General features: G+C 39.1%; 25 protein-coding genes and 2 riboswitches. Of the genes, 20 read left to right on the top strand and 5 right to left on the bottom strand.

What is annotated here, in order from left to right:
* Positions 1-60 precede the first annotated feature (60 nt).
* Positions 61-162: riboswitch (SAM riboswitch) on the top strand.
* 84 nt (positions 163-246) lie between these two features.
* The 14 genes from RCG21_RS28570 (at position 247) to yunB (ending at position 14,527) form a co-directional block, all read left to right on the top strand.
* A complete protein-coding gene (locus RCG21_RS28570; protein ID WP_133334041.1) occupies positions 247-1,563 on the top strand; it encodes an O-acetylhomoserine aminocarboxypropyltransferase/cysteine synthase family protein in 1,317 nt (438 codons plus the stop codon).
* 134 nt (positions 1,564-1,697) lie between these two features.
* Positions 1,698-1,803, top strand: a riboswitch (SAM riboswitch).
* A gap of 161 nt (positions 1,804-1,964) precedes the next feature.
* The gene (locus tag RCG21_RS28565; RefSeq protein ID WP_133334042.1) at positions 1,965-2,990 is read left to right on the top strand and encodes a methionine ABC transporter ATP-binding protein; all 1,026 of its coding nucleotides are present in this window, start codon (positions 1,965-1,967) and stop codon (positions 2,988-2,990) included.
* On the top strand, positions 2,983-3,648 hold the full coding sequence (locus tag RCG21_RS28560) for a methionine ABC transporter permease (RefSeq protein WP_133334043.1): 666 nt from the start codon (positions 2,983-2,985) through the stop codon (positions 3,646-3,648). The genes RCG21_RS28565 and RCG21_RS28560 overlap by 8 nt, the downstream gene beginning before the upstream one ends.
* Positions 3,649-3,663: 15 nt before the next feature.
* Complete coding sequence (locus RCG21_RS28555; RefSeq protein ID WP_308914011.1) at positions 3,664-4,491, top strand: MetQ/NlpA family ABC transporter substrate-binding protein; 828 nt, start codon at positions 3,664-3,666, stop codon at positions 4,489-4,491.
* 391 nt (positions 4,492-4,882) lie between these two features.
* A complete protein-coding gene (gene sufC / locus RCG21_RS28550) occupies positions 4,883-5,665 on the top strand; it encodes a Fe-S cluster assembly ATPase SufC (protein ID WP_133334045.1) in 783 nt (260 codons plus the stop codon).
* Between the two features lie 21 nt (positions 5,666-5,686).
* On the top strand, positions 5,687-6,988 hold the full coding sequence (sufD, locus tag RCG21_RS28545) for a Fe-S cluster assembly protein SufD (RefSeq protein WP_308914010.1): 1,302 nt from the start codon (positions 5,687-5,689) through the stop codon (positions 6,986-6,988).
* Between the two features lies 1 nt (position 6,989).
* Positions 6,990-8,219, top strand: a complete 1,230-nt coding sequence (locus RCG21_RS28540; protein ID WP_308914009.1) for a cysteine desulfurase — start codon at positions 6,990-6,992, stop codon at positions 8,217-8,219.
* The gene (gene sufU, locus RCG21_RS28535; protein ID WP_308914008.1) at positions 8,209-8,646 is read left to right on the top strand and encodes a Fe-S cluster assembly sulfur transfer protein SufU; all 438 of its coding nucleotides are present in this window, start codon (positions 8,209-8,211) and stop codon (positions 8,644-8,646) included. The genes RCG21_RS28540 and sufU overlap by 11 nt, the downstream gene beginning before the upstream one ends.
* Before the next feature lie 55 nt (positions 8,647-8,701).
* Positions 8,702-10,099, top strand: a complete 1,398-nt coding sequence (gene sufB / locus RCG21_RS28530) for a Fe-S cluster assembly protein SufB (protein WP_308914007.1) — start codon at positions 8,702-8,704, stop codon at positions 10,097-10,099.
* A gap of 122 nt (positions 10,100-10,221) precedes the next feature.
* A complete protein-coding gene (locus tag RCG21_RS28525) occupies positions 10,222-11,067 on the top strand; it encodes a DUF72 domain-containing protein (RefSeq protein ID WP_308914006.1) in 846 nt (281 codons plus the stop codon).
* Positions 11,068-11,084: 17 nt separating this feature from the next.
* A complete protein-coding gene (locus RCG21_RS28520; RefSeq protein ID WP_308914005.1) occupies positions 11,085-11,906 on the top strand; it encodes a sulfite exporter TauE/SafE family protein in 822 nt (273 codons plus the stop codon).
* 15 nt (positions 11,907-11,921) lie between these two features.
* Positions 11,922-13,274, top strand: coding sequence for a bifunctional metallophosphatase/5'-nucleotidase (locus RCG21_RS28515; protein ID WP_308914004.1), 1,353 nt, complete (start codon positions 11,922-11,924; stop codon positions 13,272-13,274).
* A gap of 57 nt (positions 13,275-13,331) precedes the next feature.
* Complete coding sequence (locus tag RCG21_RS28510; RefSeq protein WP_133334053.1) at positions 13,332-13,634, top strand: YunC family protein; 303 nt, start codon at positions 13,332-13,334, stop codon at positions 13,632-13,634.
* A gap of 89 nt (positions 13,635-13,723) precedes the next feature.
* Complete coding sequence (gene yunB / locus RCG21_RS28505; RefSeq protein WP_133334054.1) at positions 13,724-14,527, top strand: sporulation protein YunB; 804 nt, start codon at positions 13,724-13,726, stop codon at positions 14,525-14,527.
* 25 nt (positions 14,528-14,552) lie between these two features.
* On the opposite strand, the gene RCG21_RS28500 is transcribed toward yunB, so the two are convergent.
* Entirely contained in the window at positions 14,553-15,548 is a 996-nt protein-coding gene (locus tag RCG21_RS28500) for a M23 family metallopeptidase (protein ID WP_372512731.1), read from the bottom strand.
* 203 nt (positions 15,549-15,751) lie between these two features.
* Here RCG21_RS28500 and lipA point away from each other — a divergent pair, with 203 nt between their 5' ends.
* Positions 15,752-16,669: a lipoyl synthase gene (lipA, locus tag RCG21_RS28495; protein WP_133334055.1), complete on the top strand. Its 918-nt coding sequence runs from the start codon at positions 15,752-15,754 to the stop codon at positions 16,667-16,669.
* Positions 16,670-16,715: 46 nt separating this feature from the next.
* Here lipA and RCG21_RS28490 read toward each other — a convergent pair whose 3' ends face one another.
* Positions 16,716-17,345 (bottom strand): YhcN/YlaJ family sporulation lipoprotein, encoded by a 630-nt coding sequence (locus tag RCG21_RS28490; RefSeq protein WP_133334056.1) that lies wholly within the window; start codon positions 17,343-17,345, stop codon positions 16,716-16,718.
* A gap of 114 nt (positions 17,346-17,459) precedes the next feature.
* Between RCG21_RS28490 and RCG21_RS28485 the strand changes: the two genes are divergently transcribed.
* A complete protein-coding gene (locus tag RCG21_RS28485) occupies positions 17,460-17,735 on the top strand; it encodes a YutD family protein (RefSeq protein ID WP_133334057.1) in 276 nt (91 codons plus the stop codon).
* 34 nt (positions 17,736-17,769) lie between these two features.
* Here RCG21_RS28485 and RCG21_RS28480 read toward each other — a convergent pair whose 3' ends face one another.
* Together RCG21_RS28480 and RCG21_RS28475 are read right to left on the bottom strand one after the other, a co-directional pair.
* On the bottom strand, positions 17,770-18,060 hold the full coding sequence (locus tag RCG21_RS28480; protein WP_133334058.1) for a cytosolic protein: 291 nt from the start codon (positions 18,058-18,060) through the stop codon (positions 17,770-17,772).
* Positions 18,061-18,125: 65 nt separating this feature from the next.
* Positions 18,126-18,392 (bottom strand): DUF3055 domain-containing protein, encoded by a 267-nt coding sequence (locus RCG21_RS28475; RefSeq protein WP_026576053.1) that lies wholly within the window; start codon positions 18,390-18,392, stop codon positions 18,126-18,128.
* Positions 18,393-18,568: 176 nt separating this feature from the next.
* Between RCG21_RS28475 and RCG21_RS28470 the strand changes: the two genes are divergently transcribed.
* The 3 genes from RCG21_RS28470 to RCG21_RS28460 are packed head-to-tail and all read left to right on the top strand — an operon-like array spanning position 18,569 to position 21,149.
* Positions 18,569-19,867, top strand: coding sequence for an EAL domain-containing protein (locus tag RCG21_RS28470; protein ID WP_235824772.1), 1,299 nt, complete (start codon positions 18,569-18,571; stop codon positions 19,865-19,867).
* A gap of 28 nt (positions 19,868-19,895) precedes the next feature.
* Complete coding sequence (locus tag RCG21_RS28465) at positions 19,896-20,333, top strand: DUF86 domain-containing protein (RefSeq protein ID WP_026576055.1); 438 nt, start codon at positions 19,896-19,898, stop codon at positions 20,331-20,333.
* Between the two features lie 51 nt (positions 20,334-20,384).
* Entirely contained in the window at positions 20,385-21,149 is a 765-nt protein-coding gene (locus RCG21_RS28460; RefSeq protein ID WP_308914003.1) for a TIGR01457 family HAD-type hydrolase, read from the top strand.
* Between the two features lie 232 nt (positions 21,150-21,381).
* On the opposite strand, the gene RCG21_RS28455 is transcribed toward RCG21_RS28460, so the two are convergent.
* Entirely contained in the window at positions 21,382-21,897 is a 516-nt protein-coding gene (locus tag RCG21_RS28455; protein WP_026576057.1) for a phosphatidylglycerophosphatase A family protein, read from the bottom strand.
* Positions 21,898-22,064: 167 nt separating this feature from the next.
* Between RCG21_RS28455 and yutH the strand changes: the two genes are divergently transcribed.
* Positions 22,065-23,075, top strand: coding sequence for a spore coat putative kinase YutH (yutH, locus tag RCG21_RS28450; protein ID WP_133334061.1), 1,011 nt, complete (start codon positions 22,065-22,067; stop codon positions 23,073-23,075).
* Positions 23,076-23,078: the final 3 nt, after the last annotated feature.

Below are 23,078 nucleotides of genomic sequence, written 5' to 3'. Positions count from 1 at the left end.
TCGGAATAAAGGTGTATTATCTGTTTAAATATTCAATTAATAATAATAATTTAATAAATATTCTTATCCAGAGCGGTGGAGGGACTGGCCCTATGATGCCCGGCAACCGGTTTATACACGGTGCTAATTCCAGCGGAGCAATATGCTCTGAAAAGATAAGAAGAGAGAGTCCCCTCTTCTTATGAAGCGGGGTTATTTTTTTGACAATGTTTAACAGAGCCATTTTTTAAAAGGGAGTGGATTAGTGTGGGAGTCGATCAAAAAAAATTACGTTTTGAAACTTTAAGTGTTCATGGAGGCTTATCTCCAGATCCTGTAACGGGTGCTCGTGCCGTTCCAATTTATCAAAACAATGCCTATCAATTTAAAAGCACAGAACACGCCGCTAACCTTTTTGCGTTAGCAGAGCCTGGTTACATATATACACGGATTCACAATCCAACCACAACTGTCTTTGAGGAAAGGGTTGCCTTATTAGAAGGCGGTGTTGGAGCTCTTGCAGTTGCAAGTGGGATGGCCGCCATTACCTTGGCAATTTTAAACCTTGCTCAAGCAGGAGATGAAATTGTCGCAGCATCAACATTATACGGCGGCACTTATAATCTTTTCGCTGTAACATTACCAAAATACGGAATTAATGTGAAATTTGTTGACCCTGAAAATCCTGAAAACTTCCGTACTGCCATCACGGAAAAAACAAAAGCGGTTTTCGCCGAAACAATTGGTAATCCAAGCTTAACCATATTAGATATTGAAAAAGTGGCCGATATTGCCCATGCGGCAGGTGTTCCGCTGATTATCGACAATACCTTTGCAACACCATATCTCTGCCGTCCGATTGAACATGGGGCAGATATTGTCATTCACTCTGCTACAAAATGGTTGTTAGGAAATGGTACAACAACAGGGGGAATTATTGTAGACGGCGGTAAGTTCGATTGGAATTCGCCAAAATTCCCGGGCTTTACAACACCTGATGCGAGCTATCATGATCTTGTTTATGCGGAGGCACTTGGTGCGGTTGCTTATATTATCAAGGCACGCGTTCAATTGCTGCGTGATCTTGGACCGGCATTAAGTCCTCAAAATGCTTTCCAATTTGTACTTGGACTCGAAACCCTTCATGTTCGTATGAAAGAGCATGTTGCCAATACGAAGCAGATTGTGGATTATTTAGTAAACCATCCTGCTGTTGAATGGGTATCCTATCCAGGACACCCATCACATCCTGACCATGAGCTTGCTGAGAAATATTTACCAAAAGGTGCCGGCTCGATGGTTGTATTCGGTATCAAGGGTGGTAAGGAAGCAGGAGCTAAGTTAATTGATTCCATTACTCTCTGGGCACATGTGGCCAATGTTGGGGATGCGAAGAGCTTAATCATTCACCCGGCAAGTACCACACACCAGCAATTAGACGCTGAGGGTCTTAAAGCAGCTGGAGTTTCTGAAGATTTAATTCGTCTATCAATCGGTATCGAAAATGTTGAGGATTTAATTGAAGACCTTGAATCTGCTATTGAAGCAGCAACTGGGTTGATATCGTTAACGGCCAATGCCTAAAACTACCATGTCTGATTTTTTCTAAATATGTAGAATTTTCGTTGACACCCCTTTTTATCCGTGATACGATAGCTTTCGTAATAAAATGATTGCTTACATCATATGTGTGTTAATTGAATATAGGATGCTTAATGCTCTTATCCAGAGAGGTGGAGGGATGTGCCCGATGAAGCCCGGCAACCGTCAATTTGATTGAAATGGTGCCAATTCACACAAAGCTATTGCTTTGAGAGATGGGAGAAAGGTTGAATTTATTATGCCTTTCTGCCTGCGCAGAAAGGCATTTTTATTTTTCTAAAATAGAATGTTTTATTCGAAACCATCAAACCCTATGTTTAAGTGATACGGAGCAATTGGAATTTTTACTTTTACGTATATATGGAAAAAAGAAGGTGAATTCTATGATTTCTATAAAAAATGTTCGAAAAATTTTCCCTTCGAAACAGGGGCAGTTAAAGGCAGTAGACGACGTGAACCTGGAAATAAACAAAGGGGAAATTTTTGGGGTAATTGGTTATAGTGGTGCGGGTAAAAGTACGTTAATTCGTATGTTAAATGGATTGGAGCTTCCTACAGAGGGATCCGTTACTGTTGCCGGCCGTGAAGTTTCAAAGATTAAGGGCAGTGATTTGCGAAAAGCACGCCAAGAAATCAGTATGATATTCCAGCACTTTAATTTACTTTGGTCAAGAACAGTAAGTGAGAATATTGAGTTCCCATTGGAAATTGCAGGGGTAAATAAAGCGGAAAGAGTAAAGCGTGTCAGCGAGTTGGTGAAACTAGTTGGCCTTGAAGGCAGGGAAAATGCTTATCCTTCGCAGTTGAGTGGCGGCCAAAAGCAAAGAGTTGGTATTGCCCGTGCATTAGCGAACAATCCAAAGGTTTTGCTTTGTGATGAGGCAACCTCAGCCCTTGACCCGCAAACCACGGATTCAATTCTTGACTTGTTGGTCGATATCAATAAAAGACTTGGTTTAACGATTGTTTTAATCACCCATGAGATGCATGTAATTCGTAAAATCTGCCACAGGGTAGCTGTGATGGAAAGTGGAAGAGTCGTGGAGCTTGGTCCGGTGTTAGATGTGTTTAAAAACCCTCAGCAGCCGATTACAAAGCGCTTTGTTCAGCAGGTAACAGAACCGGAAGAGACAAAAGAAACTGCTGAGCATTTGCTTGAACTTTATCCACATGGGCAAGTGGTGCAACTCTCTTTTGTGGGGGAAGCAACAGAACAGCCATTAATTACAAACGTGATCCGGGATTTCGATGTTGTCGTAAATATTCTTCAAGGGAAAATTTCGCATACTCAAAACGGGTCATATGGAACATTATTTATCCATTTGGATGGACAATCTAATGAAATTCAAAAAGCCATCAATTTTATTCACTCACAGCAAGTTGGCGTGGAGGTGATCAGTAATGGCTAACCTAATGGAAATGGTAAATTGGGACGAATTAATTGCAGCAACACGTGAAACCATTTATATGACTTTTATTTCAGTGTTTGCAACATTTGTTTTAGGGCTATTACTAGGCTTGTTGTTATTTTTAACAGCTAAAGATAATTTATGGGCAAATCGAACAGTTAATGTCATTATAGCTGGCTTTGTTAATATTTTTAGATCGATTCCATTTATTATTTTAATTGTTTTATTAATTCCATTTACAAAATTAGTGCTTGGGACGATGCTCGGGCCAGATGCGGCGATGCCGGCCCTGATTATTGGAGCAGCTCCTTTTTATGCAAGAATGGTGGAAATTGCCCTAAGGGAAATCGATAAAGGTGTTATTGAGGCATCGCAATCAATGGGAGCAACACATGGCCGTATTATATTTAAAGTATTAATACCGGAATCTTTGCCAGCATTAATTTCAGGGATAACTGTAACGGCTATTTCGCTAGTTAGCTTTACAGCGATGGCTGGAGTCATTGGTGCAGGTGGACTTGGAAATTTTGCCTACCTTGAAGGTTTTCAGCGCAATAGACCATTTGTCACGTTGGTTGCAACAATAGCGATTTTAATTTTAGTATTTATTATCCAATTTATTGGAGATTATTTTACAAAGAAAACAGATAAACGTTAAAAGGAGGAGTTAGAAATGAAGAAAGTATTTAGTCTCATTTTCGTTGCATTATTAGCATTTGCTTTATCAGCGTGCTCAGGTGCAAAAAATGATACGGCAAAGAATGATGGTAATAAAAAATTAGTCGTTGGTGCAACTGCTGTACCGCATGCGGAAGTGCTTGAAGCGGCAAAACCTTTATTAAAGAAAAAAGGAATTGACCTTGAAATAAAAGTTTTTCAAGATTATGTTCTTCCAAATGTAGCATTAAGGGATAAAGAACTTGATGCAAACTACTTCCAGACACCAGGTTATTTAGCACTTCAAATGAAAGAAAACAAGGATTTTCATTTTGTGAGTGTTGGTGAAATCCATAAGGAACCAATTGGAATTTATTCTAAAAAATATAAAAGCTTAAAAGACCTTCCAACAGGTGCGAAAATTATTATGAGTAATTCACTTAGCGATCATGGCCGTATTTTACCTATTTTTGAAAAAGCAGGTTTAATTAAGCTTAAAAAAGGCGTTGGCGCTAATGCAAGAGTAGAGGATATTGTTTCCAATCCAAAGAAACTCGATTTCTCAACTTTAATTGAAGCGAAATTATTAGCTTCTTCTTTCCAAAGCGGTGAAGGTGATGCGGTTGTTATTAATACAAACTACGCATTAGAAGGCGGTATCGATATCAAAAAGTATGGAATCGCATTTGAAGGTAAAGATGTAGTTCCAGCAAATCTTGTTGTTGTTCGATCTGAGGACAAGGATCGCCCCGAAATTAAAACACTTGTTGAAGTTCTTAAATCAAAAGAAATTCAACAATTCATTAAAGATAAGTACCATGGTGCCGTTTTGGCAGCAGAATAAAAGAGAAAGAAACCAGTGCATTTATGTACTGGTTTCTTTCTATGAGCTTTGCTCAATTTAGAGTAGCTTTTCAGTTATGTTTGCATTACCTTACATGAAACTAATTCTTTATGTGAAAAATAAATTGAATTTGAGTTTTAATACCATGGCAATTGATTAATTAATAAGGTATTATTTTACTCGGGTGTTTTTTACATAATAGTTTGTCTGAATTTTCTTTTTTTATTCTCATTTAAGGTGGTTCCACTGAAAATCATTTCACGTTACCACTGTTTAGGAGTTGCTAACAGATTCTATTTGTTATAAGATTGTAATGAGAATAGAATGAGAATGAATTTTTTAAGTACTGCGTTCTATAAGACACAATAACTTTCTTTTCGGAGGTATAGATATGGCTGGATCAACATTAACTATCAAGGATCTACATGTAGAAATTGATGGAAAAGAAATTTTGAAAGGTGTAAACCTTGAAGTAAAAGGTGGAGAAATCCACGCAATCATGGGACCAAATGGTACAGGTAAATCGACGTTATCGTCTGCAATCATGGGTCACCCTAAATATGAGGTAACGAGCGGAAATATTATTTTAGACGGTCAAAACGTCCTTGAAATGGAAGTAGATGAGCGAGCTCGTGCCGGCCTATTCTTAGCTATGCAATACCCAAGTGAGATAAACGGCGTAACGAATGCCGACTTTTTACGTTCAGCAATCAATAGCCGCCTTGGTGAAGGCAATGAAATCTCCTTGATGAAATTTATCCGTAAAATGGATAAACAAATGGAATTCCTTGAAATGGACCTTAATATGGCGCAGCGTTATCTAAATGAAGGATTCTCCGGCGGTGAGAAGAAGCGTAATGAAATTCTTCAATTAATGATGCTTGAGCCTAAAATGGCGATCTTAGACGAAATTGACTCTGGTCTTGACATCGATGCCTTAAAGGTTGTTTCAAAAGGAATTAATCAAATGCGCGGTGAGGATTTCGGCTGCTTAGTTATTACTCACTATCAACGACTTTTAAACTATATCACTCCTGACTACGTGCATGTAATGATGCAAGGCCGTATCGTGAAATCAGGCGGTCCAGAACTTGCACAACGCTTAGAAGCAGAAGGATATGACTGGATCAAGAAAGAACTTGGAATTGAAGATGAAACAGTTGAGCAAGCTTAAGTAAGCGTTAGGAGGATTACGATGACAACAGAAACGAAATTACCGTTTGATCAGGATTTTGTTCGCTCCTTTTCAAAGCAAGCAGGTGAACCTGCTTGGATGGAAGAGCTCCGCGTAAAGGCATTTGCTGATGTCAATATACTTCCAATGCCAAGACCGGAAAAAACAAAAATTGATAAATGGAACTTTACCCAATTTACTTCACATACTGTGAAAAGCGAGCCATTCTCTTCTCTAAATGAATTACCTGAAGAAGTAAAATCGCTCGTAGCAGAAAATAAAAATCTATACATTCAACGCAATCAAACACCTGCGTTTTTATCTTTATCAGAAGAACTTAAAAACAAAGGCGTCATTTTCACAGATCTTTTTACTGCTGCAAAAGAGCATGGTGATTTGTTGAAAAAATATTACATGACTCAAGCGATTAATGCCGATGAGCATCGCTTGACTGCACTTCATGCAGCTCTTGTAAACGGTGGAGTATTCTTATATATTCCAAAAAACTTAGAAGTTTCCGAGCCAATTCAGGCTGTCTATTTACATGATAATGCTGAAACGAATCTTTTCAACCATGTCATTGTCGTTGCGGAAGATAATAGTTCTGTTACGTATGTTGAAAACTATATTTCTACAGTAGATTCAGCTGCTGGAATCTTCAATTTAGTGACTGAAGTAGTTGCAAACGCAAATGCTCAAGTTCGATATGGTGCAGTTGATAATCTTGCAAAAGGTATCACCACTTATGTAAACCGCCGTGGTGTTGCCGGCAGAGATGCCAGAATTGAATGGGCACTTGGGTTAATGAATGAAGGAAACACCATTTCCGAAAACACCACCAATCTTATTGGTGATGGTTCTTATGGGGATACCAAAACGGTTGTGGTTGGACGTGGTGAACAAACACAGAATTTCACAACGAAAATCGTCCACTTTGGCAAGAACACAGAAGGATATATTTTGAAGCATGGTGTAATGAAAGACAGCGCGACATCAATTTTTAATGGAATTGGTAAAATTGAACATGGTGCATCAAAATCGAATGCCGAACAAGAATCACGCGTGTTGATGCTTAGCGAAAAAGCCCGCGGTGATGCAAACCCAATTCTTTTGATTGATGAAGATGATGTCACAGCTGGCCACGCTGCTTCTGTTGGTCGTGTTGATAACGTTCAGCTTTACTACTTAATGAGCCGCGGTATTCCAAAAGCGGAAGCAGAACGATTAGTTATTCATGGATTCCTCGCACCTGTAGTAAATCAACTTCCAATTGAAGGTGTTAAAAAGCAGTTAACTGAAGTGATTGAAAGGAAAGTGCGTTGAGATGAATATCCAAGATATTCGCAAACTGTTTCCGATTCTAGACCAAGAAGTTAATGGTAAGCCACTTGTGTATTTGGACAGTTCCGCAACATCGCAAAAGCCTATTCAAGTGATTGAGGCCGTTGAAAAGTATTATCGTGAAATCAATTCCAATGTCCATCGTGGTGTGCATACACTAGGTACAAGAGCAACAGATGCATATGAAGGTGCCAGGGAAAAGGTTCGCAAGTTTATCAACGCAAAATCAACTCAAGAGATTATTTTTACTAGAGGAACAACGACTTCTATAAATACGGTTGCAGCTAGCTATGCGGCAGCAAATTTAAAGGAAGGTGACGAAATCGTCATTACTTATATGGAGCACCATAGTAATATCATCCCTTGGCAGCAGGTTGCCAAACGGACGGGTGCCATATTGAAGTATATCGATCTCCAAGAAGATGGCACTATTTCTTTAGATGATGTAAGAGCACAGGTTACACCAAATACGAAAATTGTTTCCGTTATGCAAGTTTCAAATGTACTGGGTTCTATTAATCCTGTTAAGGAAATTGCTAAAATTGCTCATGAAAATGGCGCAGTAATGGTGGTAGACGGAGCTCAAAGTGCACCACATATGAAAATTGATGTTCAAGATTTAGACTGTGATTTTCTTGCTTTTTCCGGACATAAAATGTGCGCTCCAACGGGTATCGGCGTTCTTTATGGCAAAAAGGAGCTGCTTGAAAATATGGAGCCAATTGAATTTGGCGGTGAAATGATTGATTTTGTACATTTACAAGAATCAACATGGAAGGAACTGCCGTGGAAATTCGAGGGCGGTACCCCAATTATTGCCGGTGCTGTCGGCCTTGGAGCTGCCATCGACTTTTTAAATGAAGTTGGTTTGGATAATATTACCGAGTATGAACATAAACTTGCTGCTTATGCATTAGATAAATTATCTTCCGTACCTGGTATTACGATTTATGGACCTCATGATCCAGCAAAACGTGCAGGCTTGGTTACGTTTAATATTGATGATGTTCATCCACACGATGTTGCAACTGTCCTCGATGCAGAAGGAATTGCCGTCCGGGCAGGACATCACTGTGCACAACCGTTAATGAGATGGCTGAAAGCCACAGCGACAGCACGTGCCAGCTTTTACCTATATAATACGGAAGAAGATATTGATAAACTCGTTGAAGGGCTTGTCAAAACAAAGGAGTATTTCAGCGATGTCTTCTAATTTAGATTTAGATGCACTTTACCGAAGAGTTATAATGGACCATTATAAAAAACCGCGTAACCGTGGTATTTTAGAGGATGGCAGTCATACGATTAATATGAATAACCCAACCTGTGGCGACCGCATTCAATTAACCTTTAAGGTGGAAAATGGAATCGTCGAGGATGCCAGGTTTGAGGGTGAAGGCTGTTCGATTTCCATGTCCTCTGCATCGATGATGACGCAGGCGATTAAAGGAAAAAAAGTCGAAGAGGCTTTAAAACTTTCAAAAATCTTTTCAGATATGATGCAGGGAAAAGATGTAGATGATGATATCGATTTAGGTGATATTGAAGCACTTCAAGGTGTTTCAAAATTCCCTGCCAGAATTAAGTGTGCAACCTTAGCATGGAAGGCCATGGAAAAAGGTTTGAAGGAAGAGGAATAATAATATAACGGTAAGGAGTTCACTCCTTACCTGTTTAAAAAGGAGGAAGACGACGATGGCAAAAAAAATGCCTGAAATCGGTGATTATAAATATGGTTTTGCCGATAAAGACGTTTCCATATTCCGATCAAAACGTGGTTTAACACGTGAAATTGTTGAAGAGATTTCAAAAATGAAGAGTGAACCTCAGTGGATGCTTGATTTTCGCTTAAAATCACTTGAGCATTTCTATAATATGCCAATGCCACAATGGGGCGGAGACCTAAATTCATTAAACTTTGACGAAATCACTTACTATGTAAAACCATCTGAGAAATCGGAGAAGTCATGGGACGAAGTACCGGAAGAAATCAAAGCGACATTTGACAAGCTTGGTATTCCAGAAGCAGAACAAAAGTATCTTGCAGGGGTTTCTGCTCAATATGAATCTGAGGTTGTTTATCATAACATGAAGGAAGATCTTGAAGCTCTAGGAATCGTATTTAAGGATACTGATTCAGCTCTTAAAGAAAATGAAGATATTTTCCGTGAGCACTGGGCAAAGGTTATTCCGCCAACAGACAATAAGTTTGCCGCTTTGAATTCTGCAGTTTGGTCAGGTGGTTCCTTCATCTATGTGCCGCCGGGTATTAAAGTGGATACGCCATTACAAGCGTACTTCCGCATTAACTCAGAAAATATGGGGCAATTTGAAAGAACATTGATTATCGTTGATGAAGGAGCAAGTGTACACTATGTAGAGGGCTGTACAGCACCGGTTTATACAACCAACTCCCTTCATAGTGCCGTTGTTGAAATTATCGTTAAAAAAGGCGGTTACTGCCGTTATACAACGATTCAAAACTGGGCAAACAACGTTTATAACCTTGTTACGAAACGTACAGTCTGCGAAGAAAATGCCACAATGGAATGGATTGATGGCAACATCGGTTCTAAATTAACGATGAAATATCCTGCGGTTATTCTTAAAGGTGAAGGCGCCCGCGGTTTGACACTATCCATTGCGATTGCCGGCAAAGGTCAAGTTCAAGATACAGGTTCTAAGATGATTCATTTAGCACCAAATACATCTTCAACGATTGTATCGAAGTCCATTTCTAAGCATGGCGGAAAAACAAACTATCGTGGTTTGGTTCATTTTGGCCGTAAAGCTGAAGGTGCGCGTGCTAACATTGAGTGTGATACGTTGATTATGGATAATTTATCGACATCGGATACAATTCCATACAATGAAGTGTTAAATAACAACATTTCACTGGAGCACGAAGCAAAGGTTTCTAAAGTATCAGAAGAACAGCTCTTCTACTTGATGAGCCGCGGAATTTCTGAACAAGAAGCAACTGAAATGATTGTTATGGGCTTCATCGAGCCATTTACAAAAGAATTACCAATGGAATACGCCGTTGAAATGAACAGATTAATCAAGTTCGAGATGGAAGGTTCTATCGGTTAATATGAAAAATCCGCTTGCTGACTTTGGCAGGCGGATTTTTGTGTATTTTGGTATTTAACTGAAGTTACAAAAATACACAAAAAATTAGGTTATGCTATTATTATAAACGGAGGTGATGTGGATTGATTTACATCGGTGTTACAGGCTGGGGCGATCAAGACAGCCTTTATCAGGGGCAAATATCACCAAGGGATAAACTAAAAGAATATGCGGGGCATTTTCCGATTGTTGAAGTTGACTCGGCTTTTTATGCTATCCAGCCACAGCGAAATGCCGAGAAGTGGGTTAATGAAACACCCGAATCCTTTCAATTTATTGTAAAAGCCTATCAGGGGATGACGGGACATATGCGCGGTGAAATTCCCTTTCACAATAAGCAGGAAATGTTCTCGGCTTTCAAAGATTCACTTGAACCATACATAAACAAAAATAAATTGGCGATAGTCCTATTTCAATTCCCACCATGGTTTCATTGTTCACGTGAAAATGTTGAATATTTAAGATGGTGTAAAAATGAAATGGGTGAAATCCCATGCGCACTAGAATTTAGACATCAATCGTGGTTCACATCGCAATACCGAATCAAGACACTTGATTTTATGAAAAAAGAAGAATGGATTCATAGCATTTGTGATGAACCGCAATCCGGTGAGGGGTCTATTCCCACTGTTTTAGAAACCCTTGATTCTGAACGGGTCTTAGTCCGCTTGCATGGCCGTAATGTTCACGGCTGGCAAAAACGGAATGCCGATAATTGGCGTGAGGTCCGATACCTTTACCGCTATAATCAGCAGGAACTTGAGGAATGGGCTGCTAACCTAAAAAAATTAGAAACTGAATCCAAGGACGTTTACGTTCTCTTTAATAATAATTCAGGCGGAGACGCGGCGGATAATGCGAAAGAAATGATTGACCTGTTAGAAATAGAATATGAGAGCCTTGCCCCAAGGCAATTGGATTTATTTTAAAGAAGGAGAATACAGAAATGGAATGGGTTATTTTACTGATTGTCGGACTTTTAGCCAGTTCTTTAGGTTCGCTAATCGGTCTTGGCGGGGGAATTATTGTCGTTCCAGCGCTTCTCTATTTTGGGGGATTATCGTGGTTCGGTCATGTTTCACCTCAAGTAGCAGTTGGGACTTCATTGTTTACAATGATTTTTACGGGTTTATCTTCAACACTTGCGTATATGAAACGGAAAACCGTTGATTATAAAAGTGGTCTTATTTTTTTGATTGGAAGCGGACCCGGAAGTATTTTAGGTGCATGGGTCACTGAAAAATTGAATTTGCACTCATTTAGTATCTTTTTTGGAATCTTTATTATTTTCGTATCCATTGTTTTATTGTTAAAGGATAAGTTAAAGCCGATTCCCTACCGTAAAGATAAGGGGATTGTACGCACTTTTAGGGATAATGAAGGCAAAAGCTATGAATATGGATTCAATCCATTTGTCGGGATTCTAATCGCCTTTATAGTTGGATTTTTGTCAGGAATCTTTGGTGTGGGCGGAGGTTCATTAATGGTTCCGACCATGATATTAGTGTTTTTCTTTCCGCCGCATGTTGCAGTGGCAACTTCAATGTTTATGATTTTACCAACATCTGTCCTCAGTTCGATTACTCATGTGGTTTTAGGAAATGTGAATTGGCTTTACGCTTTAGCATTAATTCCAGGTGCGTGGATCGGGGCTAAGGTAGGGGTTTATTTGAATTCAAAGCTTAAAAGCAAAACGATTGTTTTGATTTTACGAACGATATTAGTGATTGTTGGGCTTCAACTTATTTATGAAGGAATTATAGGATAAGGAAGAGAACTTAGAATGGAAATCATTCAGATTTATCATACAAATGATATTCATAGCCATTTAGAGCATTGGCCGCGAATTGAGAAATTTTTATTAACCCAAAAGGAACTCGACCAAAAGCAAGGAGATGAAGTTTTCCTTTTTGATATTGGTGATTTCATCGACCGCTGGCATCCTTTATCAGAGGGAACAAAAGGAAGAGGAAATATTGAACTGTTAAATGGTTGCGGCTATGATGCTGTAACGATTGGCAATAATGAAGGGATTAACCTGCCTTTTCATGATTTGGATCATTTGTATGACGATGCACAATTCGATGTGTTGCTGGCGAATTTATATAAAGAGGGAAATACCTCTCCTGAATGGGTACAACCCTATAAAATTTATCAAACAAAAAAGGGGACCCGAATCGGGGTTATTGGCTTAACGGCACCGTTTACGCATCTTTATCAATTGCTTGGCTGGGAGCTTTCTGATCCAATTGCAGAGCTCAGGAAATGGATGAAACCATTATCGGAAAAAAGTGATCTTATCATTTTACTGTCCCATCTTGGTTTAAATATTGATGAGCAGATAGCAGTAGATTTCCCTGAAATTGATGTTATTCTTGGGGGCCATACCCACCATATTCTTCTAGAAGGAAAGCAAATAGGGGAAACCCTTCTTGCTGCTGCAGGAAAGTACGGCAACTTTATTGGTCTGGTTACCCTAACACTACAGCCTGATAAAAAAATTGCAAACAAACAGGCAATTCTTTTTCCGTTTGAGACGCTTTCCGAAGTGAAAAATGAGCAAAGCAAGATAGATGAATTTTTTTCAACTGGCAAGGAGCTTTTAAAAGAGAAAATTACTTTTTTAAAGGAACCTTTAGAGGCTAACCCCTTTGAAAAGACCAAGCTTTCTAGGATATTGTGCCAGGCACTCCGCGAATGGTGCAAGGCAGATTGCGCCTTTATTAATACAGGATTACTCTTAGGCCCGCTATCAGGAGAGGTTACAGCAAATGATTTATTAGCCATTTGCCCCCACCCCATTAATCCTTGTAAGGTAGATTTAACCGGACGTGAATTGCAGGAGGTTCTCGAAAAAACGAAGGATCCCGATTGGCCGGAAAAGAAAATCCTGGGGCTTGGTTTTAGGGGAACAGTAATGGGAATGATCGTATATGAGGGGGTCATCTTCCAAGAGGATGCCATCTATATAAATAATGAGAAATTGGATTTTGAAAAAATTTACTCTTTGGCTCTTCCCGATATGTTTACGTTTGGACATTTCTTTGACGAAAATTTTAAAAGGAAACAAAAAAAATACTATCTCCCAGAATTCCTACGTGATTTATTGAAATGGAAATTACAATTGGATGCTTAGGGTATACACTCTTTTTCGGGCACTGTCATAAAGTGTAGAAGAAGGGAGTGTGGGAACTTGATTGATCTTTCACCAATCGAATTGAACGGCCATACTTTTTTAGCAGTAACTGTACTGCTTCCAAAAACAACGTTGCTGTCAATCTCAAACGATAAGGGATATATTATGTGCGGTGCCTTAGATGTTGGATTATTAAATGATCAATTAAAGGATCGTAAAATTGTTGCCGGCCGGGCAGTAGGAGTAAGAACCATCGACCAGCTCCTTAACGCCCCGCTGGAGTCGGTAACATTTGAGGCTGAAAGCTTAGGGATTTATAAAGGCATGATTGGCAGGGAAGCCCTGCTGAAAATGATTTAAAACAGCTTGTCTGATGGCAGGCTGTTTTTTATGATTTGTGCTAGGTCCACCAGTTCAAGCATACACATAGCTTGTAAGGGGGGATTTTTTTGGCAAAATTTCGTTCGCGATATAAGCGTAAGGGACCACTGCCTCTCCGCTATGTGATGCTGCTGTCATTTGTCTTTTTTCTCTTTTCTTCTGCACTTGGCTTATGGATGATCAACAAAGGGCTAGAGCCGACATTAATGAGATATGCTGAGTCCCAGTCCAGAAAAATAGCTGCATCTGTGATCAATAACGCCATCACGAAAAAAACAGTGGACGTTGGCGATGTGATTGGAATTGAACCTGGGACAAATGGAAACGCACAAAGCGCCTATTTGAAAACAGAATTAATTAACCAAAAATTATCGGAAATTACCAGTCAGATACAGAAAAATTTGTCGCGTGCGGAAAAGGGAGACGTCGATGCACTAGAACAATTAACAGATGTTGAAATCGAAAAAGAATCAACCGAAAAAACGGATGGGATTGTTTGGTATGTACCCTTAGGTCAGGCAACCAATCTTGCTCTATTTGGTAACTTGGGTCCAAAAATACCGGTAAGATTTCATGCTATCGGGGATGTGCGTCCGGATGTAAAAATTTCTACAGAAGCATTGGGAATCAACAATACATGGATTAAGGTGAACATCCATCTTGAGGTAGCGGTTCAGATTATTACACCATTTGCAACGAAAATTACCAAGCTAACTCAAAATATCCCCGCTGGAGGAAAACTAATCGAAGGTAAGGTTCCACAATTCTATAACAGTGGAGGCGGTTTGCTGCCATCCATTCAATTACCGGATTCAACAAACAGTAACAAAACCACTACCACTAACGAAGAGAAATCTAAGTCCAAAAAATAAAAGGACTGTCTTTTAGCGGACAGTCCTACCTTCTTTTTCTTATTTTAATTCTTTCCTGACGTTCCCACATGGCTAAATGTGGATATGGATCAAATGACCATTCGGTGATTCCATTGTCTTTATACATCCCATAGTGTAAATGTGGAGGGAATTTACCGGATGTTCCTGGAGGCCCATAACCAGAGCTTCCAACACTGCCAATGACCATTCCCGGTTCGACCACCTGACCAACGGATAAATCCTTTGCAAATCCATTTAAATGAGCAAAATAATGGTACGTATTATTTATGTCACGTATACCAATTCGCCAGCCGCCGAATTTATTCCATCCCTTCATTTCTACAATCCCATACTTGGTTGCCCTTACAGGGACACCGTAACCGGCAAAAATGTCGGTACCTTCATGGATTCTTCGTCCACCCCAGCCTCGTGCATCGCCCCATGTACTGCGATAGCTGTGATTTGCCCGAATAGGCATTGGGAATGCTTGGTCATCAAGATTTAGTCTGCCAAAGTGACGGTAGACCTTTGCCTTTCCCGCAATGATTCCAACGGTTTTATCACGATGATAATAATTCCACAAACCAATCTTAAGATTATCATGATCCAAGCCATAAGAAAGAAGGTAATGGGCAAATGTATATAAAACATCTTCATCATTATTACTATCCGCTTTTCCATCTCCATCCCCGTCGACGCCCAATCCATTAAAAAGCTGAATCGTTGCGGGATTTTGATCTGTTGGGTTAGGGTTTGTAAGACCTGCCCATTTTTCTGGGCTGATATAAATCGCAATCACACTTTCTGCTTTCGGCAAGTCTCTACGGACTTGACGGATACTTCTTTCATATTGATCAATGGCAGCAAGGTAGTACCAAGGAATCTGTGTAATCGTTTCAACTTTTTTGTAAAGTTTCATTCTTTCCTGGTATACATCAGGTTCTTTCGCATGAGCATCCCTGACAGCAAATGTAGAGGAAAAGAATAAAAGGAAAGTTCCAATTATCAGAGCTGCCCGCACAGGAATCCTCCTTCCAATTAATGTACACCATTAGTTTATGATTCTTTAGCCATTTCATAATGGTTAATAAATGGTAATGAATGTTTTTAGAATGAAATAATTCACAAAGTTGCAAAGTATTCTCGACTTGTCCTTCTGTGTACTCTATGTTAAAGTGACAACTGAGAGAACTCATTCACATACATAATGTAGGGGTGGAATACATGAGCACAAAAGAACCAATTTTAAGAAAGCCGGAATGGCTAAAAATAAAATTAAATACAAATGAGCATTATACTGGCTTAAAAAAAATGATGCGTGAAAAGAGCCTTCATACCGTTTGTGAAGAAGCGCGCTGCCCGAACATTCATGAGTGCTGGGCGGAAAGAAGAACGGCTACCTTTATGATTCTCGGAGATGTTTGTACCCGGGCATGCCGCTTCTGTGCGGTTAAAACAGGTCTGCCAACTGAATTAGATTGGCAAGAGCCTGAAAGAGTGGCTGACTCTGTTCAGTTAATGAACTTAAAGCATGTCGTCGTTACAGCTGTAGCCAGAGATGACTTGAAGGACGGCGGTGCTGCTGTATTTGCAGAAACCGTAAGAGCCATTCGTAGAAAAAATCCGTTTACCAGTATTGAAGTTCTGCCTTCAGATATGGGTGGCAAGGAAGAAAATTTAAGAATCTTGATGGATGCAAAGCCGGATATTTTAAATCATAATATCGAGACCACCAGACGCTTGACTCCAAGTGTAAGGGCAAGGGCTAAATATGATCGCTCATTAGAATTTTTACGTCGTGCAAAAGAAATGTATCCGGAAATTCCAACTAAATCAAGCCTAATGATTGGGCTTGGGGAGTCAAAGGAAGAAATTCTTGAAGTTATGGACGATTTAAGGGCAAACCAGGTAGATATTATGACCATTGGCCAATATTTACAGCCAACGAAAAAGCATTTAAAGGTTCAGAAATATTATAGCCCTCAGGAATTTGAGGAATTACGACAAATCGCCATGAGTAAAGGCTTCAGTCATTGCCAAGCAGGGCCACTTGTCCGTTCATCCTACCATGCAGATGAACAAGTAAATGAGGCGGCAAAACATAAGCAAGCTTTAGGTGAGCAAGAAATAAAAGAAGCATAACAAAAAGAGTTCAGCCGAATGAAAACGGCTGGACTCTTTTTGTTATTTAATGCATTTTACGGTCATCCGATGTTAAACCATTTTCATCTTCACTATCACTTAAGCGGTTTCCTTGTGGAGAGTCTTTCATTTGTCTGATAACATAGTTAATCGAATGTCTGGCGTTTTTGTTCCTTGCATCCATATGCGAAAGGTTTTCAACATCGCGCATTAAAGCTTTTTTATCGGTAACATATACATGATAGTATCGTGGAACAACAGACATGGCTGTCCTTTTTACCTGATCCGCTGTTAAATTACGATCCTTGGAATCGGTTGTATAAGCAACCAAAACCTCCTGGTCGGTTACCAAGGTTGCTACATCATGTACATTCGGCAGGTTTGTACTGTACTTACTAATAATATTCGCTACCTGTTCACGATCAAGGGCAGTGTAATGATTATTAGCTGTATTATCGTTCATGATTGGACTTTTTTGATGGCGGACATATCCGAAATCATTACTGACATTTCGAACACCCCGGCCAGCCCCCTCATTATAAAGCTCAGTCCTTTTATTGTTCACATTTATGGAATTTCCGCTTTCCTCGTAGACATCCCGGTTATTCATATCCTTTGAGCAGCCTGTTATGGTTGTAATCGTACATAACCCAAGGATGATCATCAACTTTTTCAATTTAAAACACCTCCTTTTTTTAGAATAGCCAGAAGGAGGATTTTTTTTCTTAGTAATTGATGGTGAATCGGTTATAATGGGAAGTAGGATTGACTGGTAAAATGAGGTGATAACATGATTGTAATAAACAATACCATTTATGATATGGTCGAGGAATACCGTAACGGATTTAACGAAGAGGCCTTTAAGGCAAGGTACAGTGATATTTTATCCAGGTATGACTATGTTGTCGGAGATTGGGGCTATGGGCAGCTCCGTTTAAAAGGATTTTTTGATGATCAAAATCAAAAGGCGACGTTCGATACAAAAATAAGCACACTTAGCGAATATATATATGAATACTGTAATTTCGGCTGTGCTTATTTCGTTTTGAAAAAAGTAAAAAAATAATGAAAGGACCCAAAAGCGGGGTCCTTTCATTATTTTATTCATTCATGGAATACGGCGGCTGTGCATCTGTATCCGGGTCATCATGCGGCTGATGTGCAGGTTCTATTTGTCGAGGTGCATCTTCATGCAATGATTTGAATTCCCAGTTAAAAGCTGAATAACGGCGCTGTCCTTCTTTCCAAGGAGTACTCTTATTCTGTACGGGATCATTTACTCGGAAAGTTGAGCCATAGGGTCCTTCTGGAAACTCTTGGGCGGTCAAATAATTTTCCCGCTTTTCCACCGTTGATATTTCTGTATATTTTTCCGCATCCTTTTTAGACATGTACCTCACTCCTTTTATCGTTAGTATGATAAAAGAAGTTCCTAAACATAATATCAATTTTTTGGTTAAACGATTTCAGAAAGAAAAGATCTTAATTCCTCTGCATCCTCTTCATTTAATTGAAAAGCGAATTCTAAATATCCTTCTTCTTCCAGGTCATCATGTCCGATAATGGCAAAACGGTTCCCTTGCATATCAAGGACAAGATGTTTGCCATAATGACGACTTGTTTGGACAATCGCTAGATCAAAACGTTGGTTTTCACCCACAAAGCTGACAAATCTCGTTCTTGTATTTTCTGTATCATCATATAAGAAAAATCGTTCGTTCATAAAACGGTCTCCTTTATTCACAACTTTTTTCGACACTCCCTTAATCATATCAAATATACAGTAATAAAGGGAGGAATGTTTTTTAATAATTAAAATGTCGTGAAAAGACAAAAGGTGCCAAAATGTGGTATAATTGTACTAATCACGTATGTTGACTTTTGAGAGGAATGAATGGAATGGTCCGTTGTTACATTGAAAAAGTTAAACGTGTAATACAATGGGGAAAGCTCCTTTTACCTCTTGCGTCCATACGATATTATCCCCCTCAATTTAATTTGCGCAACCCAATATTGGAAGGTGTTTCTGCTGCTTTTAAAGCAAGGCATGATGTAGCAGTAATTGTTTTTACCATAAAAAATTATTATGAATTGTCAGAAGCGGAGGGAAACTTTCATTCCTCTCCATTTATAAAAAAAATGAAACGAGTTTTTCAGAACTGTATAGAAAAGGAAATGGAAAAAAATGATGTTATTGCCCTTCATGACTATTATGAAGATGGCATTACCCTAATGATTAAGGTGGACTATGAACGGCATAGCCTCTCTGAAATTGATGAACTTGTGAATAAAATTATCCAAGAAGTGGAGCGTGATCTTCTCCAGCAAAATCCACCAGTCAGACCTGTTTTTGATGGTGGTTATATGTTCGTGGAGAAACATAATTTTTCGATTCAAAGCTCCATTGAAAGGGCTCATCGCCAGGCAATTGCAATGGCGGAACGAAAGATAGATGCAGAGTTGAATGAAATGATTTTTACGTTTAAGAAAATCATCTCTAAAAAAGAAATTCACCTATGGGCACAGCCGATTATTGATGTGGCAACAAGCGAAATTCACGCTTGGGAAATGCTAACTCGTGGTCCCAAGGGTGTATTAGAGGATCCTTTTCCGCTTTTTTCTGTTGCTAGGCAGACAGGAATGCTATATGACCTTGAAATGATTATTTTCGAAAAGATTTTTCAACAATTAAAGGCAACAAAAAGCAGGGAAAATATTTTTGTGAACTGTACGCCGCTGACGATTGGAAATATCCGATTTCCCCGCGATATTAAACAGTTACTTGAAAAATATAGAAGAATTTCCCCCAAACAGATTACGTTTGAAATAACTGAACATGATTCAATTGATGGAGTTGAAAATTTTACCTATAATCTTAAGGTCTTACGGTTAATGGGATTTCGATTTGCTGTTGATGATACTGGAGCAGGTTATAATAGTTTAAATACGATTAGTGAAATCATGCCTGATATCATTAAAGTGGATCGTTCCGTGATTGAGAATATCCACAAAAGTCCTGTAAAGGAATCCATGTTGAAGGGATTATTACTCGTGGCACGAGAAGCAGGGTCGTTAGTGGTAGCGGAAGGTATCGAAAATGAAGAGGAAGCCTCTGTATTAACGCGTAATAAGGTTGATTTAGCCCAAGGATACTATTATGCTAGACCTACCGCACTGGTGAAAGGAATTGCAACATAAGAGAAGCGGAAACAAGGAGTGGACAATCATGTATTTTGTTGATAGGGAAAAAATTGAAGCCATTTTAGTTTTTTTTGAAAAGCAAATTAGCCTTTTTTTAAGCCAGAAAAATTGGTCATCGCCAATTGAAAAGGCTGCTCTCGAACGTTTGACGCAGATGATGCTCGAGTCCGTACTGGATGTCGGCAATTCGATGATTGATGGATTTATTATGCGTGACCCTGGAAGCTATGAAGATATTATTGAAATTCTTACAGACGAAAAGGTGATTTCTGCAGAAAACGGCAATCGTCTAAAGATTCTCATTCAATATCGAAAATCTCTTGTGCAAAATTATACCGAAATCAATCATGATGAACTGTTAAAACAATTTTTAGAGAACATCGAAGCATTACACCAATTTTCGGCCAATGTCCGAGAATATATTGTAAATGAATTAGGCCCCGTTTCAGCATTTAAAAATTAATTATAAGACCGTCATTTGCGGTCTTTTTCCTATTTAAGGAAGGAGTATCTAATGAAAAAATATCAAGGTTATTTAATTGATTTAGATGGTACGATGTACAAAGGAACAGAGCGAATCGAAGCGGCTGCCGATTTTGTCAAAAAACTAGCAAACAAAGGAATCCCTTATTTATTTGTAACCAATAATTCTTCACGAACTCCAGCGCAGGTTGCGGATAAACTACGTGAATTTGATATTCCTGCAGAAGAGCATCAAGTGTTTACAACTAGCATGGCAACAGCTAATTATATTTTCAGTCAAAAGCCAGATGCTTCAGTTTATGTGATTGGTGAGGAAGGAATCCAAACCGCCATAAAAGAAAAAGGATTTCTAACTGCATCCGAGAGCGCTGATTTTGTGGTGGTTGGAATTGATCGTGCGATTACCTATGAAAAATTAGCAGTTGCCTGCTTGGCTGTAAGGAATGGGGCTGTGTTTATTTCTACCAACGGCGATATTGCGCTTCCGACAGAGCGAGGATTACTGCCTGGGAATGGTTCATTGACCTCTGTCATTTCCGTATCAACCCAGACAAAACCAATTTTTATTGGGAAGCCTGAATCGATTATTATGGAGCAGGCACTAAAGGTGTTGGGGACGGCCCAAGATGAGACCTTAATGGTGGGGGATAACTATGATACAGACATCATTGCGGGAATGAGTGCCGGCATGGATACTTTGTTAGTACATACAGGCGTTACCACAAAAGAATTGCTCGCCGGATATGACCGCAAACCAACCTATGTGGTGGATACATTAGACCAATGGGAGCCATAAAAAAAGAATGGAAGAGAGTTCCATCCTTAGGTTGTGTAAAATAGGGATTTTTCTCAGTAATTTTCTAAATCTAAAAACCAATTGTTTTTGAAAGTTCCTACAAAAGGGCTTGTTGCACAGACCAAACTTTAAAAATAATTAACGCGGTGAATTGTTAAAGATAACAAATAAAAAAAAGGCTATCGAAAAAGATGATTTTCGACAGCCTGAGGATGGAAGAGTTCCATCCTTTTTATTCTTTATCCTGTTCCTCTTTGCGTGCAGCCCGGTGTGCCAAACGGCTTGATGCAGCGGCAGCAATCGCACCGACAATATCATCAAGGAAGGTGTGGCATTCACCAGTTGATTTATCGTTTAAATGAGCAAGGATACCTGGTTTCTGCTTATCAATATAACCGTAATTTGTAAAACCAATTGAACCGTAAACATTCACAATTGATAACGCAATAATTTCATCCACACCATAAAGGCTCTCGTCACGTTTAATAATGTCCTGGAGCGGCTCCTCTAATAAGCCTTTTTCCCCTAGTTTATCGAGCTGTATCCCTGTTAAAATTGCGTTTTGAACCTCGCGCTTTGACAGTACCCTTTCTACGTTGGCAATACAGTCCTCCATTTGTAAATTTTCATGATACTTATTTTGGAGAAAATAAACTAAATCGGCAATATCCTGAATTTCAACGCCTCTTTCTTTAATCCATCTTCGAGCGGTTTCTTCAAGAATATCCATTTTTTTGTCTGCTGCCATACAATCACCTTTTCTATGAATTTTCACGATTGTTCTCTATATATTATTGATTTTTTCCTTAACATATGCACTTTTTTCAAAAATGAATTGAAAAACGGGAACCAACAAGTTTTTAAAGACCCTTACATATATATAAAGGAAAAAGAGGTTTCGAAAGAGGTGGCGGCATGCTGCAGAAATTACTGGAGAACCAGTATGGAATAAAGGTTGAGGAATATCTGAAATTAGATTCCTATGACGCTTTAAGGGGAAATGGCTGGCTTTATTTAGTCTCTAAGCCCGGTGGCAAGGAGGAAACGGATATTTCGGAATTGGAGAAAATAGCAGTGCATCTTAGAAACTTTGGAGACCAGCATGTTCCAGTTTTCCTTTCATCAAAAGACGGGAATTTGATAACAACCTGGGAGCAAAATAAATATTGTGTTCTCGCAAACAAGCAGACTGAAAAACCACAAAAAATTAAATTAGGCCGCAAATTGGCCAAATTCCATGAGCGCGGCCGAAATGTTCCGTTTCAAATCGAAAGAACTAGCAGGATTGGCCAGTGGAAGTCCCTATGGGAAAAGCGCCTGGAGCAAATGGAGAAGGTATGGAATGGACAGTTGTTTCAAACACCGGAGGATGAATTTGAAAAAATGTTTATTGAATCTTTTCCTTACTATTTGGGGTTAACCGAAAATGCCATTCAATACTTAGTGGATACCGAAATTGACGATGAACCTATGGACTTTGATGCTGGAACTGTGTGCCACGAACGATTTTCAAAAAATTCTTGGGGCAGAAATTATTATATTAAAAATCCATTTGATTGGGTATTTGACCATCGGAGCCGGGATCTTGCTGAATGGACCAGGGAGCGCTATTTCAGAAACAATCAAACATATGATCAGGAATTAAAACAGTTTTTCGATGAATATCAAAGCATTGCTCCATTGTCTTCCTTTTCTTGGCGGCTTTTATATGCTCGTTTATTATTTCCATTACATTATTTTGAGTGTGTTGAAAATTATTATATTACTCGATCTGAACAAGATAAAAAGCTTTTGGAGGAGAAATTAAGTAAAATCTTAAGGCAATCATCAGAGTATGAACAATTTCTTGGGGGCTTTTACCTATTATCAGGAGCTCCAATTAAAAGACTGAATCTACCACTGCCTGAATGGCTTATGGTAAAATAATTT

Source organism: Bacillus salipaludis, from assembly GCF_030938565.1.
Classification (GTDB): Bacteria; Bacillota; Bacilli; order Bacillales; family Cytobacillaceae; genus Neobacillus; species Neobacillus salipaludis_A.
Note: the sequence above shows the minus strand (reverse complement) of the source record. Positions and strands in the feature narration are given on the sequence as shown.